The following is a 17,356-nucleotide window of genomic DNA, read 5'->3' on the forward strand; positions in this document are numbered from 1 at the left end:
TTTGTCTGCCCCGTATGTGTGTTGTCCCCTTCATGCACCTTCGCGTGTTGTCTCCTTCATACCCCTTTGCGAAAATGACTCGTTACGACGGTCGTAGCGGTACATTTTCGCGGGAGGGGAGAGGCGAAAGAGGGGAGAAGGGAGGGGAAGGGAGAAGAGGGGAGAGAGGGTGGCAATGGTGTCGCTGCTATGGTGAGGGGATGATGACAACGAGTCGTGGGGAATATAAGGTGCCGGGCGGCAAACTGGTGGCCGCGGAGGTGACGTTTGACGGAGAAGGGACGGTCCGGTTCTGCCGTCTCAGCGGAGATTTCTTTGCGGACGCGCCGACCAATGCGCAAGCGGACGCGTTGCTGCGCGGCGTCGAGACGGCTCTGGTCTCCGGCCGGCCGGTGCAATCGGTGATGGACATGCATCCGACTGTGAGCCTGGTCGGCACCGATGCCGCCGCCATCGAAACCGCATATGCTCGGGCGGTGGGCAATGATGATAGTCAACGGAATGCCGTTGCGGCAGCCGGCCATGCCTCGGGAAATCACGATGCTTCAGAAAGGCACAGTGATCGCGAAAGACACGATGCCGTCGACTATGCAGCACGTTGGGAACAGTTTACGCACAACCTTACGGTCGTCCACGATGTGCCGCGCTCGCCGGGCCAACAGATGGAACTTGATGAAACATGGGCCCGCGAAGTCGCTTGCGGACAGCGTGGACCTACGTTGCGCATCTGGGAGTGGGCCGGCCCGGCCGTGGTGATCGGCCGATTCCAATCCGCGCCGGACGAGGTCAATCTGGACGTAGCCGAGCGTCTCGGCTTTGATGTGGTGCGCCGTTGCACCGGCGGCGGCGCGATGTTCATAGAACCGGGCAATACCATTACCTATTCCCTGTATGCGCCGCTGGAGTTCGTACGGGGCGTCGGTATCGAGGAATCCTATCGGTTGTGTGATTGGTGGCTGGTCGAGGCGTTGCGCGATTTGTCTTTGGACGTGCGGTTCACCGGATTGAATGACATCGCCTCGCAATACGGCAAAATCGGGGGAGCGGCACAGCGCCGATTCCCGGCTCCGCGAGATGATCAACGTGCCACGTACGTGGATACGGGCAGCGCCAGCCATTCCATAGCTTCGGTCTCGGGCCTCAATCCAGACTTAGGATCAGGCTCGGTGCTGCACCATGTGACGATGGCGTACGACATCGACGCCGCAACCATGGCGACGGTGCTCAACACCAGTCGGGAGAAAATGTCCGACAAAGCCGTCAAATCAGCGGTTAAACGAGTCGATCCGTTGCGCAGCCAGACCGGAATGGCCCGTGAGGAAATCATCAATCATCTGATTGGATGGTTTGGGGCGCAGACAAGCCGCGTTACAATATGACGGATAGCTGAGGCTGAGGACGGCCTTTTCAGGGACAAGGATGGTGCTGATGAGCTTGGATACGCCCAATGCGTTTGCCGACGAGGAGAACATCCTGCTGCATACGGCGCTGTTCAAGCAGGTTTCTCCGGCTGAAGCCGAGGAGCTACTGCCGCATCTTCATCGTGCTTCATTCGACAAAGGCGAATACATCTTTTCCGAAGGTGCCACCGACCACCGCATGTATCTGTTGGAGCGCGGACGAGTCAAGCTGATCCGCACCTCCGCGGACAACCGCGTGCAGCTGCTATCCATCCACGCCTCGGGCGAGGTGCTTGGCGAAATACCGGTGTTCGATCCGAACGGCGGTCCGCGTACCGCGTCCGCTGTGGCCATGAGCAACGGCACCCACGTCGCATGGTTGGAGCGTGATGCCCTGTTCGCTTGGCTGGACGAGCATCCGCGCGTGGCCATTGACATGCTGCAGGTGATGGCAAACCGTCAACGCGCCAACAATGAACGCATCTCCGATCTGGTATTCATGGACGTGCCGGCACGTCTGGCCAAAACGCTGCTCAACTTGGGATCACGCTTCGGCGAGCCTGTGGAAGAGGGTCTGAAAGTGCCGCATGATCTGACGCAGGAGGAGTTGGCGCAGCTTGTGGGCTCCAGCCGAGAAACCGTCAACAAGGCGTTGATGGACTTCTCGAACCGTGGATGGATTGCGCGCGACGGCCGTTCGATCGTTATCTTCCAACCCGGTATGCTGATCCGGCGCTCGCGCCGATAGCGTCGATGCCGTCGGTGGCGCCGATACCACCGGAGACCATCGAAAACCGGCTTTCGGTTACCTTTCAGCGAGTTTTAGGCTGGTGCGGTTCTTGTGATGATTGTCCGCACAGGTTCATCTGAACCGGTGTTGGTAGGGCACCCCATTTAGAATGGGGCGCATGCCCAAAAAGAAGTCCCTCACAGTCCGTCGTGTGTTTGTTCTCCTTCTGGCCTACATCATGCTCGCCGTCTGCGGCGGCGTGGTCGCCAGCGTGCTGTTCCTGCCTGGCGTCATCAGCGCCAACAAGGCCGCCAAGGCGGTGATCCCGTCTCTGAAAGTGGAGAACGTGGACTTCGATGTGACCAGTCTGCCGCAGAAATCCACCATGTATGCGAACGACGCCTCCACGGTGGTCGCTACGTTCTATAACCAGAACCGTATCGTGGTGCCGCTTAAGAAGATTTCCAAAACCATGCAGCAGGCTGTGGTGGCGCGCGAGGACCGCCGCTTCTGGACCCATGCCGGTGTGGATGTGCAGGGCGTGATGCGTGCGTTCGTGCAGACTTATTTGGTCAAGGGAGATACCCAAGGCGGCTCCTCCCTGACCCAGCAGTATGTCAAGAACGTATTGCTGATGCAGGCCATCGAAGATGACGATCCGATCGCCCAGTACCATGCCACCGAAGACACGATCGCCCGTAAGATTCGTGAGATGCTGATCTCCGTGCAGATGGAGAAGAAGTACTCCAAGGCGGAGATTCTGCAGGGATACCTGAACATCGCACAGTTCGGCTCCAACCTATATGGTGTGGAGACCGCGGCACAGCGCTACTTCAGCGTATCCGCCGCCGACCTCAACGTGGTGCAGTCCGCCACCATCGCGGCCATCACCAAGAACCCGACGCATTACGATCCGCTGGTCGAAGAGAATCAGAAAGCAGCCGAAGAGCAGCGCAACATCGTGCTCAAACTCATGTACGATCAGGAGTTCATCACCAAGGCCCAGTATGACGAGGCCGTGAACACGCCTCTGGTGGATACACTGAAGGTGCAGGATGTGAACGTCGGTTGCCAGGATGCCGGCGATTACGCCTTCTTCTGCGACTTCGTGGTGCACCGTATCCAGAATTCCGAGGAATTCGGCGCCACCCGCGCCGAGCGTAACAAGCTGCTGCAGGAAGGCGGTCTGAAGATCGTCACCACGCTTGACGTGGAGACGAACAAGCAGATGATGGAAACCGCCCGCGCCACGGTTGACCCGGCCGATTCCAGCGGCATGGAAATCGCCATGGCTTCGGTGAAACCCGGTACCGGCGAGGTATTGGGCTTCGGCTTGAACCGTTACTACGACGCCACCCCTGAGGCAGCCAACGATGCCACCAAGTCCAGCCAGAACTACGCCGTGGATCTGGTGGATGGCGGCGGCTCCGGATGGACCATCGGTTCATCGTGGAAGCCGATCAACTTGATCGCGTGGATGGAGGCGGGGCACTCCATCAACGACAACCTGCAGACCACCACGCTCTATCCCACCACGGACTTCGCCTGCGACAACTACACCGGTGGTGCCGATTCCTGGAGCGTATCGAACGCCTTGGGCACCGGTACGGTAAACCCGGAAAGCCCGTTCTTGGGTCTGGTTCGCTCGCATAACACGACGCAGGCCTCCATGGGTTCGATTCTGAAGCTCTGCAAGATCGCGGACACGGCCACCGAAGTGGGCTACCATGATGCGGCCACCGGAGAAACCATCGAGAAGACCAGCGTATACACGCCGTCCATGCTGATCGGTTCGGTGAACGTTTCGCCGTTGACGATGGCCAGCATCTTCGCGGTCTACGCCTCCAACGGTGTGCAGTGCAACCCGATCGCCATCAATAAGGTGACCGACAAGGACGGCAACGAGCTCAAGGTGCCTTCCGCGAACTGCCATCAGGCGGTGGACAAGGACATCATCCAGACGCTGGCTTACACCATGAACCAAGGTGTGACCAGATCGGACGGTGCCGGTGGTACCTTCCAGCTCAGCAATGGACGCAAGTCGTTCGGTAAAACCGGTACGAGCGGTGATCTGGCGGTGACGGCAGGTTCGTTCATCCCCAATCAGATCGCCACGTTCGCAGTGGTCGGCGACGCTCAGAACCCGTACACCCACCCGATCGCCAACATTGCCATCAACGGCGTGTACAACAGCTACTGGGATGGTTCGACGATCGCTTCGCCTGCGGTAACGAAGTTCCTCAACGCCTATGCCGACGCCAAGCAGCTGCCGATCGACAACAGCTACGGTCAGCCGGTTTCGAAGTACACCACCAGCGGCAAGTATCTGGGCATTGGCGGCCGTACGTTCAGCGTGCCCAATACGTCGACCAACAACAACAGCAATACCAACAACAATAACCAGTCGAATACCACTAACAACAACAGCCAGTCGAACAACAATCAGTCCGACGCGAACACCAACCGCGAGGGCAACAACTGACGGCATGACCGATCGGTAGGCATTGCTGAAGTTACGTAGTTGACGGGCGTTACCTGGTTTCAGGTGACGCCCGTTTTACAATATGAAGGGCGCATCGAGGCGGAGGACATGGTATGCCCATACCGGACCGATGTGGTTGAATACGGCAAGGTACGTCTATGCACATGTGTTGGAAGGGGAAACATAACATATGGCCGACAACGACAATGCAATCACTCGTGACAACGACGAGACGACATCCGGCGAGGATTTGAGTCACGGAAATTTCGATTTCCGAGGATTCGACGTTCCTGATCTGAAGGCGGTTACGTTGGCCGGCGCTTCAGGCAAGGGCAAGCATGATCGCAAAGAGAAGGCCAAGGGTGGGGATAAGGCCAAAACCAAGGATAAAACTAAAGCGAAATCCGGGAAAGCCGGCAAACGCGGCAGCGACGAGCACGCCAGCCGCAACGACGTATCCGGCAATGATTCCAGCAACAGTCAGGAAAGGCACGGCGAGACCGTAGGGAGCACCATGAACAAGAAAGATACATCCGCGAAAAAGGACCGTCCGGGACTGTTTACTCCGATTGCGATGCGCGGAGTGACGGTGCGTAACCGCATCTGGCTGCCGCCGATGTGTACGTATTCGGCATACGCCCGCGACGGACGTCCGACGCCTTTCCATTACCAGCATTATGTGTCCCGCGCGTTTGGCGGTTTCGGCATGGTGATTGCCGAGGCGACGGCCGTAGCGCCGGAGGGGCGCATCTCCCCCTGCGATCTGGGCCTGTGGGAAGACGGACAGATCGATTCGTGGCGTTGGATCGTCGATGGCATTCGCGAAGCGGGTGCGGTGGCGGCCGTGCAGCTCAATCATGCCGGTCGCAAGGCCTCCACCGGCTGCTTCGCCGTGGGCTATGAAGGACAGAGCGTGCCGCAGGAGGCGGGTGGGTGGCCGACCGTGGCACCGTCCGATATTCCGTTCGGTGCGCTGAACAAGCCTCGTGCATTGTCGGTGGATGAGATTCATGGTTTGGTCGGTGCGTTCGCCGCCGCAGCCGGCCGTGCGATGGCTGCCGGATTCCAGGCTGTTGAGATTCATGCAGCTCATGGATACCTGATTTCCCAGTTCCTCGATCCCCTGATCAACGAACGCGACGATGAGTATGGTGGCGATCTGACTGGACGCTCCCGTTTCCTCATGGAAGTGGTGGATGCCGTGCGTGGCACGGTCGGCGACGCCGTGCCGGTGCTGGTGCGTGTGTCCGCTACCGATTGGGCTGCGGGCGGCTGGGATCTTGACCAGACGATCGTACTGGCCCGGATGCTCAAGGAGCATGGCGTCGATCTGGTGGACGTGTCCACCGGTGGCATGGTCTCCGGCGTATCCGTGCCGGTAAAGCCGAACTATCAGGTGCCATTCGCCGAGCAGATCAAGATCAAGGCCGATGTGCCGGTCAGTGCGGTGGGATTGATCACCAAGTCGAAGCAGGCGGCCAAGATCCTGTCCCGTGGTGAGGCGGATGTGGTCGAAATCGGTCGCGCCGCGTTGCGTGACCCGTATTGGCCGTTGCGTGCCGCCAACAAGCTCGGGGTGCCTTCGTCCGAAGCGCCATACGCGCCGCAGTATGTGCGTGGTGCGTACTGATCGATGCGCTGAGTTGATGGTGCCTGATACCGACTATGCCTGATACCGATGGTGCCGTGAGGCGGGAGAGCGTTTGGGGTCTCCCGCCTCACGGCACCATTCGTTAATCGGTCCGGGACCGCGATGCCTAATTATGCTCAGGCATCCACGCCGACGGCATCGGCCACGTGATCGAAGCCGTCGCGCTTGAGCAGCTCTGCCAGGCCGCGCTTCAATACGGTGATCTGCTGCGGTCCGCGATACATCAGGGAACTGATGAACATCACCAAGCTGGAGCCGGAGCGAATCTTGGCGTAAGCCTGCTCGGGGGTGAAGACGCCTCCGATGCCGGCGATGGCGAACCGGTCGCCGTATTCGCGGTAGACCTTGCGGATCAGATCGTTGCTGGCGCGATAGCAGGGGCCTCCGGACAGTCCGCCTTCCCAATCGCGCGGAATCTCCAAGCCGGTGCGGTCCTTCTGCAGATTGGCGATGGACAGGCCCTGCACATGGTGTTCGGCCAGAACATCCAGCAGTTCCTTATACTCAGCCCATGGCTTGTTCAGCGGCATTTTGACCAGCGTAGGCTGCGGGCGATCGATCTGATCCAACGCGGTGAACAGACGGTCCAACGCTTCCGGTGAGGCGGTGAACGGTTCGCCGACGTGCGTATTCGGGCAGGAGACGTTCACTTCCACCATCGCCGTGCGTCCTGCGGCGCGGCGCATGGAGATGCAGTAATCCTCGATGCCTTCCTCCAGATCGCCGCATTGCGCGTCATTGGTGCGTGCGATCGATACGGATACCTGCATCTGCCGGGCTTGCGTCCATGCCTGCTCGGCGCGTTCGATCACCTTGTCCGAACCGATGTTGGCCAGTCCCACGTGCACCATCATCGAATCGTATTCGGGGAGACGATGGAACCAAGGCTTGGGGTTGCCCGGGCAGGGGCGCGATGTGGTGGAGCCTACGGTCTCAAAGCCGAAACCGGCGTTGTCGAGCAGCACCGGCATCTCGCAGTTCTTGTCGAGGCCTGCGGACAGGCCGAACGGATTGGTGAAGTCGACGCCCATCACCTGCGTCTCCAGTACGGGGTCGGTGTAGTTGAGCATCGTGCGCTCCGCCCACAGCAGCGGGGGCATGTGCTTGACCGCGCTGCAGAACTGGATCATCTGGTCGTGCGCCTCGTCGGGACGGTGATTGAACACGAAGTTGGGCTTGATGATGTGCTTGTAGCCGAAGGTGAACAGATCGGTGGTCGCCTTATTGACGGCGTCATGCCAGAAGCTTTGTGAAACGTAAGTCATGACCACTATTGTCTCACGTTTTGCATTCCGCAAATGTGCGATTTTGCGCGGTTTTGGGTCGAAAGATCGTGTATTGGGAGAAAAAATACGGGGTGTTGTCCTCAAAACGCTCAGGTCGGTTTGGTTCTTGAGCTTTTGTGTGCGATAATGTTCACATGATTTCGTCACAACGTCAGCACCTTATATTGAGCAGGCTGCGCACACGTGGTGCCGTGCGCATCACCGCGCTATCGAAGGAGCTGGGTGTGTCAGCGATGACCATCCGCCGCGATATCGCCGAGCTTGCAGACAAGGGTTTGTTGAAGCGCGTCCATGGTGGCGCCGTGACCACCAGCACCTTGCTCAGTGAGCCGCTGTTTTCCGTGAAATCCCAAATGGATATCGGGCTGAAAGACGCCATCGCCCAAGAAGCTGTCAAATACGTGGCACCCGGAGATGTGATCGCCATCGGCGGCGGCACCACGGCGTACGTCTTTGCCCAGCACCTGCTTGAATCGCAGCAGTCCAGCGGCATCACCATTCTCACCAACTCGATCCCCGTGGCCGAACTGGTGCAGGCCCTCGAATCGAAAGACGTCGAGGTGATCGTCACCGGTGGTGTAATCACCCGATCGAATTCGCTGGTCGGTCCGATCGCGGACAAGGTCGTAGCCTCGTTGCGCGTGAACACTGTGTTCCTCGGCACGCATTCCGTGTCGATTCCCCGTGGCTTCCTGATGCCGAACTCGCTGGAAGCCGCAACCGATATGGCGATGATGAGCATCGCCGATCGAACCATAGTTTTGACCGATCACACCAAGTGGAGCTGCACATCGCTGTCATTGTTCGCGCGCTTCGACCAGGTGGACACGGTCATTACCGACGACGGTCTCGACCCTGACTCCGCCGCCAAAACCAAGGATTTGGTAAAGGAACTCGTTCTGGCGCATCAGAGCGAGACCATAGAGGAAAGTGAGTGATCACCCATGGCTGATTTCGCCAATTACACCCCGGGGGAGTACGCGAAGGAGCATATTCGCATCACGCCGACGACGCTTGCCGACGGTCGTGACTTCTTCTACTTGGATGATGATCCGGAGTATGTCTCCGGCGCCAAGACCCGCGAGCTCAAGGATCCGCGCCCGCTGCCGTATCGCTTCAGCAATCAGCTGAACGCGGCTGGCGAGGAAGTGCCGTACGCGGCCCCCGAAATGCGTCGCGATCCGCTCACCGGCGACTGGATTCCGATGGCGACCGCCCGCATGAATCGTCCGATCACCGCAGGTCCCGGTGCCACCGCCAAGGGCAACCCGCTGGCCGCCCGCAAGCCGGGAGACCCGTATCAGGACGGCGAAGTGCCGGACACTGATTACAACGTCGTGGTGTTCGAGAACCGTTTCCCCTCGATGGTGCGTGTACCGGGCCGTTCCGAGGACGTGACCTACGTTGACGGCAACCCGCTGTGGGAGAAGAAGATGGCTGCCGGACGTTGCGAAGTAATCTGCTTCGATCCGGACGAGAACGGTCTGCCGGCCGACCTGCCGGTGTCTCGTCTGCGTACCGTAGTGGAGGCTTGGGCATTCCGCACTGCCGAAATTTCCAAGATGGACGGCATCGAGCAGATCTTCCCGTTCGAGAATCACGGTCAGGAGATCGGTGTTTCGCTGGCCCACCCGCACGGTCAGGTCTACTGCTATCCGTTCATCGCTCCGAAGATGGAGAAGGAACTGCAGCACACCGAGGCCTACCATGAGAAGACCGGCGGCAACCTTTTGAAGGACATCATGAACGCCGAGCTTGAAGCCAAGGAACGCGTCGTGATGCGCAACCATTCGTGGGTGGCTTACGTGCCGGCCGCTGCCCGTTGGCCTCTTGAGGTTCACGTGGCTCCGGTGCGCGACGTACTCACCATCGATGAGCTCAACGACGAAGAGCGCTGGGATCTCGCCTCCATGTACTCGCATCTTCTGAAGCGCGGCAACGCCTTCTTCGACAAGGGCGACGGCAAAGGCATGGACCTGCCGTACATCGCCGCATGGCATCAGGCCCCGATCCACGACAAGCGCCGCGAGAACTACCGCCTGAACCTGCAGTTCTTCTCGTTCCGCCGCGCAGCCAACAAGATCAAGTATCTGGCCGGCTCCGAATCCGGTATGGCCGCCTGGATTTCCGATACCACGCCTGAACTCATCGCCAAGCGCTTCCATGAGCTCGGCGATATCGACATCGCCGACTGATTGACTGCCACGTGCATCAAGCATCCAATCGTGCGCATCAAACCAAGAAAGACAAAACACCAATGACTGCTGTTGAATTCATCGAACCGATTTCGCATGAGGCCGGCGTGGAGCAGGCCAAGACCCTGTTCTCCAAGACGTATGGCGTCGAGCCGGAAGGCGTATGGGCCGCTCCGGGCCGTGTGAACCTTATCGGCGAACACACCGATTACAACGCCGGCCTGTGTCTGCCGATCGCTCTGCCGCACCGTACGTTCATCGCGCTTTCCCCGCGCGAGGACACCAAGGTGCGTGTGGTCTCCGACGTGGCTCCGGACAAGGTCGCCGAAGCCGACCTGTACGAGCTTCAGGCCCGTGGAGTGGACGGGTGGGCCGCCTATCCGACCGGTGTGGCCTGGGCGTTGCGCGAAGCCGGTTTCGACAAGGTCAAGGGCTTTGACGCCGCCTTCGTCTCCTGCGTGCCGCTGGGCTCGGGTCTGAGCTCCTCCGCCGCCATGACCTGCTCCACCGCGCTGGCCTTGGATGACGTGTACGGCCTTGGCTACGGTGACTCCGATGCCGGCCGTGTGACCCTGATCAATGCCGCCATCAAGTCCGAGAACGAGATGGCCGGCGCTTCCACCGGTGGCCTCGACCAGAACGCTTCCATGCGTTGCACCGCCGGACATGCGCTGCTGCTCGACTGCCGTCCGGAATTGACTCCGCTGGAGAACGTCTCCCAGCAGGAATTCGATCTGGACAAGTACGGTCTCGAACTGCTCGTGGTGGACACCCAGGCACCGCACCAGCTCAACGACGGTCAGTACGCCCAGCGCCGCGCCACCTGCGAACAGGCCGCCAAGATTCTCGGTGTGGCCAATCTGCGCGTCACCGCCGACGGCATCGCCAAGGCTGATGATCCGTTCCAGGCTCTGAAGGAGACGCTGGACGCTCTGCCGGATGAGACCATGAAGAAGCGTGTGCGCCACGTGGTCACCGAAATCGAACGCGTGCGCTCCTTCGTGCGTGCCTTCGCCCAAGGCGACATCGAAGCCGCAGGTCGTCTGTTCAACGCGTCCCATGACTCGTTGGCCGCCGACTACGAGGTCACCGTGCCTGAGCTCGACGTTGCTGTGGATGTGGCCCGTCACAACGGCGCTTACGGCGCTCGCATGACCGGCGGCGGCTTCGGCGGTTCCATCATCGCCTTGGTGGACAAGGGCCGTAGCCACGAAGTCGCCCAGGCCATCGCCGACGAATTCGAAAAGCGCGGCTTCCACGCGCCGAGAGCGCTGGCCGCAGTCGCAGCGCCGAGCGCCAGTCGCGAGGCCTAACCCCCGCGACACGCGCGGCCGTACTTACGAAAAAATGAAAAACGTATTACGGTGACGTTCTGTTTTGAATAATCGCATGCCAACCGGCGTATTGCTCGCCGGATGGCATGCGATTTTTTGTTGCCGAATGTGACCCGGACGTTAGGGGTTTTCGGCGCTCGCCAATGAAGTCGTACACCGTGGGTTCGCGTGATCATCGTGAACGGTAACGGTGCGCGGCGGCATGCGTGGCGTGCGTTGCGCATCGGCAACGAACGAAGAGATATAAGAAGAGGATTCCGTTGTCCGAAAAACAGGCAACCATTCGTAATACCCAGCTCGACGATTCCGCGTTCGTCGCAAACCAGCCGAAGCATTTCGACCATCCGCACAAGGTCATGCTCGGCCTGTACATCAGTGTGTTCTTGGGCATGCTGTCGGAAACGTCCATGAATATCACCTTGCCCGACCTGATGACCGATTTCGGCATCTCGTCCGGTACGGCGCAGTGGATGGTCGTCGGCTACATGCTGGCCATCGGCGTGGTGCTGCCGTGTGTGGGCTTCATGCTCAAATGGGTGAAGGCCAAGACGCTGGTGCTGTTCTCGCTGGTCTGCTTCCTGATCGGTGCGGTCGTGTGCACCATTGCACCCACGTTCCCGATTCTGCTGGCCGGCCGTATCATGCAGGGTGTCAGCACCGGCATCGTGCTGCCCACCATGTACACGGCCATCATGCGTGTGTTCCCGCTGCATAAGATCGGTGCGGCCAATGGCGTGGCAGGTCTTGTCATTATGTTCGCGCCCGTCATCGGCCCGACCATCGCCGGCGCGCTCATCGGCGCGTTGTCATGGCGTGCGATTTTCGCGTTGTTCGCCGTGGTCGCCGTTATCGCAATCGTGTGCACTGCGCTGTTCTTCGTGACGCCTATCGAACGTACCCGTCCGACCGTCGATGTGATTTCTATCTTGGCTTCGGCGATTGGCTTTGGCTGTTTGGTCGCCGGTGTGAGCCTGATCAGCGACATGGGCTTCGCTCCGGCCGTTATCGGTCTGCTTGTTGTCGGCGTGCTGGTTCTCGCGTGCTATGCATACCGTCAGCTGCATATCACCGATCCGCTGCTTGACTTGCGCGCACTGGGCATTGCGGCGTTCCGCACGCCGGCCATTATGATCAGCTGCTCGTTCTCCTGCACGTTGGCGTTCATGTACTTGGTGCCTCAGGAACTGCAGCGCGGCATGGGCTTGAGCTCCACTGTCGCCGGTCTGCTTATGCTGCCCGGTGGCGTGATCAATGCGCTGTGCACGCTGGCTGCAGGACGGCTGTTCGACCGGTACGGTGCGAAGAAGCTGGTGTGGGCCGGATCGGTGCTGACCGTTATCGGCGGCGCGCTGTTCTTCGCCATCGGTGTCTCCACGCCGATCGCCCTGTTCCTTGTCGCGCACATTATCGTGATGATCGGCATCCCGTTCATCCAGCAGTCCTCGCAGTCCGCGGCGCTCAAGTCGCTGCCCGGCCACATGGCGGCAGACGGCAGCACGATTATGAACACCATGCAGCAAGTCTGCGGCGCCATCGCCACCGCCGTGGCCACCTGTCTGCTCGGCCTCGGACAGACGAACTATACGGCGGCGGGCGGCACGAATCCCGCACAAGGTTTTGTGGACGGCTCCCGTTACGGCTACCTGTTCGGCTTGGCGCTGGTCGTCGTCGTTCTGGCATGCTCCTTCCTGCTTAAGGAACATAAGGACGAGCCGAAGCTGGTCCCGGTGCATGTGGATATCGAGAAACTGGCCGCCTGACCTGTGCGCTCTTCCTGCGCAGTCGAGATGAGTCATGAGATGAGTCATCAGGCGTAACGGGTGTTCCCCTATACTGGGGAACACCCGTTTTTTTCACGCATGTTCGAAATCATTTCCGATCATCATCAATCAGGGAGCGCCATGAACAAGGCCATCATCACCGTCGTAGGCCAGGATACCGTCGGCATCATCGCACGAGTTTGCACCTACCTGTCCAATCATCACGTCAACGTTCTTGACATTTCGCAGACCATTATCGACGGCTTCTTCAACATGATGATGATCGTCGACTACTCGAAGTCCGACAAGGAATTCTCCGCGATGGTCGGCAACCTGGAGGATCTCGGCGACGACATCGGCGTGCGCATCCGCTGCCAGCGTGAGGAAATCTTCACCAAGATGCACAGAATTTGATGCTGCTGGGCTGGCGAAAGGAAACACCATGCTGAATATCATGGAGGTCCACGAGACCAATCAGATGATCGAGCAGGAAAAGCTCGACGTACGCACCATCACCATGGGTATTTCGCTGCTCGACTGCGCAGCGGACGACGTTGACGTGACCTGCGAGAACATCTACCGCAAGATCACCACGTATGCCAAGGACCTCGTTTCCACCGGTCAAGCCATCGAAAACGATTACGGCATCCCGATCGTCAACAAGCGCATCACCGTCACCCCGATCTCACTGGTCGGCGCAAGTTCGTGCAAGACCAGCGAGGACTTCGTCAAAATCGCTCACGTGCTCGACAAGGCGGCCAAAGAGGTTGGCGTGGACCTGATCGGCGGCTATTCGGCGCTGGTCTCCAAGGCCATGACCCCGGCCGAGGAGCTGCTCATTCGCTCCTTGCCTCAGGCCCTTTCCGAGACGGATATCGTCTGCTCGTCGGTGAACGTCGGCTCCACCAAAACCGGCATCGACATGAACGCGGTGGAACTGCTCGGCCGCATCATCAAAGACATCGCCGAGCGCACCGCAGACAACGACTCTTACGGTTGTGTGAAATTCGTTGCGTTCTGCAACGTGCCGGACGACAATCCGTTCATGGCCGGCGGTTTCCACGGCGTGACCGAGGGCGACGCCGTGATCAACGTAGGCGTTTCCGGCCCGGGCGTGGTCTCTCGCGCGCTCGATGCCGCGAAGGGCAAGGATTTCGAGTTCCTGTGCGAAACCATCAAGCGCACGGCCTTCAAAATCACCCGTGTGGGTCAGTTGGTGGCGCAGGAGGCCTCGCGGCGTCTCGGCATTCCGTTCGGCATCATCGACCTGTCGCTGGCTCCGACTCCGGCCGTCGGCGATTCGGTGGGCGAGGTGTTGGAGAAGATCGGTCTCGAACAGGTCGGCGCGCCCGGCACCACCGCGGCCCTGGCGATGCTCAACGATCAGGTCAAGAAGGGCGGCATTATGGCGTCCTCGTATGTGGGCGGCCTGTCCGGCGCGTTCATCCCGGTCTCCGAAGACAAGAACATGATCGATGCGGCCGCTTCCGGATGCCTGACCATCGAAAAGCTCGAAGCCATGACCTGCGTATGCTCGGTGGGCCTTGACATGATCGCCATTCCGGGAGACACCTCGGCGTCCACCATTTCCGGTCTTATCGCGGACGAGGCGGCTATCGGCATGGTCAATCAGAAGACCACCGCCGTGCGCGTGATTCCGGTGGCCGGCAAGGGCGTGGGAGAGACGGCCAACTTCGGCGGCCTGATGGGGTACGCGCCGATTATGCCGGTCAACCAGACCTCGTGTGAGGCGTTTGTGACCCGTGGCGGTCGCATCCCCGCGCCGATTCACTCGTTCAAGAACTGACGGGACCTGCTTTTCGTCGCGTCTCGTCGCCCCGCCGCACTTTATCGCCCTTTATCCGGAAGAACGTACGCTGAGCAAACGGCAGCGTACGTTCTTTCCGTATAAAAATGGTATCGTAGAAGGTAAGTAACAACGATGTTCGTGTGAGGTGGGGTGCGTGCACGTTCATCATGCGGTTGGACCATGGGATGTGCTGTTGCGATATGTCCCGTGGTCTCGTGAGAGGTCAAGCGTGAGAGATCAAGGGAGACGAATCATGAAGCGGCCGGTATTGCGATCTGTATCTTCTGTATCTTGTCTAGTAAGAGTGGCGTGCGCGGCGCTTGCCTCAATAGCTTTGCTTCTTATGACGCTGGTGCTGCCCACGCCGGCCTGGGCGGCGGACGGGCCGTTGACCGACGGGCCGTCCCTCAAGCAGACCGGCAGCGCGGATTTCAAGAACTACACGGATCTTTCGATCCTCGGCGTATCTGACGATGGTTCGGTTGCAGTTGTATCGGCGTCGAATCAGGGAACAGAAGTATCTAAATATTTCATGGTGACGACCAAGGATGTATCCCTGACCGAAATCGCCAGCGAGAAAGCTGACAGCGATAAATCCTATTCCGTGATGGTCTCTCAGGATGGCAAGTACGTCTATTTCTATGATTCCGTGGACAAACAAGTCAATATGATCGATGTGGCCACGAAAAAGACCACCGTGTTGCCCGGACTGACCTTGGAGGACGGTTGGTATTTATCATGGGCCGACCATGATCGTTTGATTATTTACGAGGGCACAGACGACAACGCAGCAGTTGCCGTATATGACGTCAAACAGCAGCGATTGCTGCCTTCCGTGGACCTAAGCGATATTTTTGGATACGTCACCGATTCGACGCTTTCTCATGTGTATACGATTGAAGCTTCATCGGGAAGTTCTTCGGGTACGTTGCATACCTATGATCTGACAACTGGTCAGAAAACTGATTCAAAGTCGGTCAGTTTCCCCTCCGGCATCAATTTCGACACTGTGGGGCCATACTGGTTTATGCCCGATGGCAAGACAATGCTGGTGGTTTTCTATACCAGCGATTATGACGCGATATATGCGAGGTTGGATACCAAAACCGGGAAGATGAGTTACCTCTCGGACAAGCCGACTGCCGTAGGTGTTATAGGCGGTAATCGATACGCGCTCGTCTATGAAGGCAAATCGGGTGGCCCATCCGAGCCGTTGCGGTACTCCGACGTCAGTGATCTATCGTCAGTGGGTATCTACGATACCGTTGCCGGGCGCATGATATGGAACGTGAACGACTCGTCGCTCATGAAGATGCTTGCTTGGGAGGGTGGCGTCTCGTCTGTGAGCCTGTCGGAAGATGGCCGGTATGCATTCGCTGGATCGTCTGGTGATTCCGATGGTCGTGTTGAGGTCATCGATATGAAGACCGGTACGAAGTCGACAGTGGCGACTCCGGACAAGAATCGTCAGTATCTCGGTTCGTCAGCGGTCAGTCTGTCGCATGACAGCAGTACGTTGCTGATTGCCACGGTGCCCACGAGCGAAGGATATGCAGACGGAGATAATGCCGCCAAACTGTTGATCTATGACACCGGCATAGGCGGCAATCCGTGGTCCCGACCGAAGGCTTGGATCATGGTCGGTGTGGGTGCCGGCGCGGCGGTGATACTGCTGGTGGTGATCGTGCTGCTGGTGGTGCGTGCGCGCAGACGTCGGCGTCGGCAGGTGGCGGCCGGTGGCGTGGCCGGTGTTGGTGTTGGTAGTGGTATCAGCGCGTTTGGTGCGGGGGTGCCGGCGATGCCGGGTGCGTCGGGTATGCCGGGCGTTCCGGGGATGCCGAATGCGCCGAACATGCCGAATGCGCCGAGTGCACCGGGCGTACCGGGCGCTTCTGGAGTGTCAGGCACCATGCCGCCGGCATCATCAGGCGTTGCTATTCCGTTACCGACTATGGCTCAGTCCGGTCAACGTCCCGTGCAGGTTCCGGGCGGGGCGCAAGCCGGGCAGTCGCGACCGAAGTTCTGTACGTCGTGCGGAGCTGCATTGGGCGATGCCAGCGTCAAATTCTGCCCGCAGTGCGGTCGGCGCGTGGCGTGAGGTTTTTGTGAGTCGTGACGTGAGTCGTCCTGACTCGTCTCGTGACGTGAGTCGTCCTGACTCGTCGTCTCGTAACGTAAGTCGTTACGAGACGGATCGTCACGAGTTATCTTGAGCCGTCACGTACGTTTTCCCAGACTAAATCATCTCTCATCTGGAAAAACGTACGGTGAGTAGGAGTCAGCGTACGTTCTTCCAGACAAGTCTGAAATTACTCTGGAAGAACGTACGGTGAGGTGGACGAACGGTGAGACCGATGCGCGGGTGAGACTGGCGTGAGTCGGGACCGGCTCACGATGAACTGATATACGTCGGAACTGGTATACGGTCGGAATGGAAGAATGAGTTTCGCTGTGTTCGATTACCGGAGATGATTTTCATAGTGAGGATGACGGTTTTGATAACTGATGGCATCCGACCTGTTTGCCTACTGGTTGGGCTGGTAATGTTCAATAACACAGTTATCCACATTTGATCGGCAGATCAAGGAAGTTGTCCACAGCAAATGTGTATCGGTTTGCGCAATCCGTCGATTGCCCTTACCGTGAGGAAATGAAGCAGCACAAAGCAGTGAATTCGGCTTTATCTCAAGCCGAGCAGGAGCATCGTT

The 17,356-nt window shown here is 59.0% G+C and carries 12 protein-coding genes; 11 read left to right on the top strand and 1 reads right to left on the bottom strand.

All coding sequences use genetic code 11. The annotated features are described in order from the left end of the window. The first annotated feature begins 203 nt into the window (after nucleotides 1–203). The 4 genes from G1C97_RS08835 (at nucleotide 204) to G1C97_RS08850 (ending at nucleotide 6,242) form a co-directional block, all read left to right on the top strand. Entirely contained in the window at nucleotides 204–1,379 is a 1,176-nt protein-coding gene (locus G1C97_RS08835; protein ID WP_169241493.1) for a lipoate--protein ligase family protein, read from the top strand. A gap of 49 nt (nucleotides 1,380–1,428) precedes the next feature. Continuing rightward, a complete protein-coding gene (locus tag G1C97_RS08840; protein ID WP_169241461.1) occupies nucleotides 1,429–2,148 on the top strand; it encodes a Crp/Fnr family transcriptional regulator in 720 nt (239 codons plus the stop codon). Between the two features lie 151 nt (nucleotides 2,149–2,299). Continuing rightward, on the top strand, nucleotides 2,300–4,612 hold the full coding sequence (locus tag G1C97_RS08845; RefSeq protein WP_169241462.1) for a transglycosylase domain-containing protein: 2,313 nt from the start codon (nucleotides 2,300–2,302) through the stop codon (nucleotides 4,610–4,612). A 190-nt stretch (nucleotides 4,613–4,802) separates the two neighbouring features. Next, nucleotides 4,803–6,242: an NADH:flavin oxidoreductase/NADH oxidase gene (locus G1C97_RS08850; protein ID WP_205832588.1), complete on the top strand. Its 1,440-nt coding sequence runs from the start codon at nucleotides 4,803–4,805 to the stop codon at nucleotides 6,240–6,242. 137 nt (nucleotides 6,243–6,379) lie between these two features. Here G1C97_RS08850 and G1C97_RS08855 read toward each other — a convergent pair whose 3' ends face one another. After that, nucleotides 6,380–7,528, bottom strand: coding sequence for a quinone-dependent dihydroorotate dehydrogenase (locus G1C97_RS08855; protein ID WP_169241463.1), 1,149 nt, complete (start codon nucleotides 7,526–7,528; stop codon nucleotides 6,380–6,382). A 155-nt stretch (nucleotides 7,529–7,683) separates the two neighbouring features. Here G1C97_RS08855 and G1C97_RS08860 point away from each other — a divergent pair, with 155 nt between their 5' ends. The 7 genes from G1C97_RS08860 (at nucleotide 7,684) to G1C97_RS08890 (ending at nucleotide 16,746) form a co-directional block, all read left to right on the top strand. Further along, nucleotides 7,684–8,487 (top strand): DeoR/GlpR family DNA-binding transcription regulator, encoded by an 804-nt coding sequence (locus tag G1C97_RS08860; protein WP_100496795.1) that lies wholly within the window; start codon nucleotides 7,684–7,686, stop codon nucleotides 8,485–8,487. A gap of 6 nt (nucleotides 8,488–8,493) precedes the next feature. Next, nucleotides 8,494–9,744 carry a galactose-1-phosphate uridylyltransferase gene (gene galT, locus G1C97_RS08865; protein WP_169241464.1) on the top strand — a complete coding sequence of 417 codons (1,251 nt, stop codon included), beginning with the start codon at nucleotides 8,494–8,496 and terminating at the stop codon, nucleotides 9,742–9,744. A gap of 62 nt (nucleotides 9,745–9,806) precedes the next feature. Further along, nucleotides 9,807–11,057 carry a galactokinase gene (gene galK / locus G1C97_RS08870; RefSeq protein WP_169241465.1) on the top strand — a complete coding sequence of 417 codons (1,251 nt, stop codon included), beginning with the start codon at nucleotides 9,807–9,809 and terminating at the stop codon, nucleotides 11,055–11,057. Nucleotides 11,058–11,338: 281 nt separating this feature from the next. Then, nucleotides 11,339–12,838, top strand: a complete 1,500-nt coding sequence (locus G1C97_RS08875; protein ID WP_240951086.1) for an MFS transporter — start codon at nucleotides 11,339–11,341, stop codon at nucleotides 12,836–12,838. 141 nt (nucleotides 12,839–12,979) lie between these two features. Beyond that, on the top strand, nucleotides 12,980–13,252 hold the full coding sequence (locus G1C97_RS08880; RefSeq protein ID WP_100496840.1) for an ACT domain-containing protein: 273 nt from the start codon (nucleotides 12,980–12,982) through the stop codon (nucleotides 13,250–13,252). Nucleotides 13,253–13,280: 28 nt separating this feature from the next. Further along, nucleotides 13,281–14,645 carry a PFL family protein gene (locus G1C97_RS08885; RefSeq protein WP_169241466.1) on the top strand — a complete coding sequence of 455 codons (1,365 nt, stop codon included), beginning with the start codon at nucleotides 13,281–13,283 and terminating at the stop codon, nucleotides 14,643–14,645. 346 nt (nucleotides 14,646–14,991) lie between these two features. Then, nucleotides 14,992–16,746: a zinc-ribbon domain-containing protein gene (locus G1C97_RS08890; protein ID WP_169241467.1), complete on the top strand. Its 1,755-nt coding sequence runs from the start codon at nucleotides 14,992–14,994 to the stop codon at nucleotides 16,744–16,746. Nucleotides 16,747–17,356: the final 610 nt, after the last annotated feature.

This window comes from Bifidobacterium olomucense (assembly GCF_012932375.1).
In the GTDB taxonomy this organism is placed as follows: Bacteria; Actinomycetota; Actinomycetes; order Actinomycetales; family Bifidobacteriaceae; genus Bifidobacterium; species Bifidobacterium olomucense.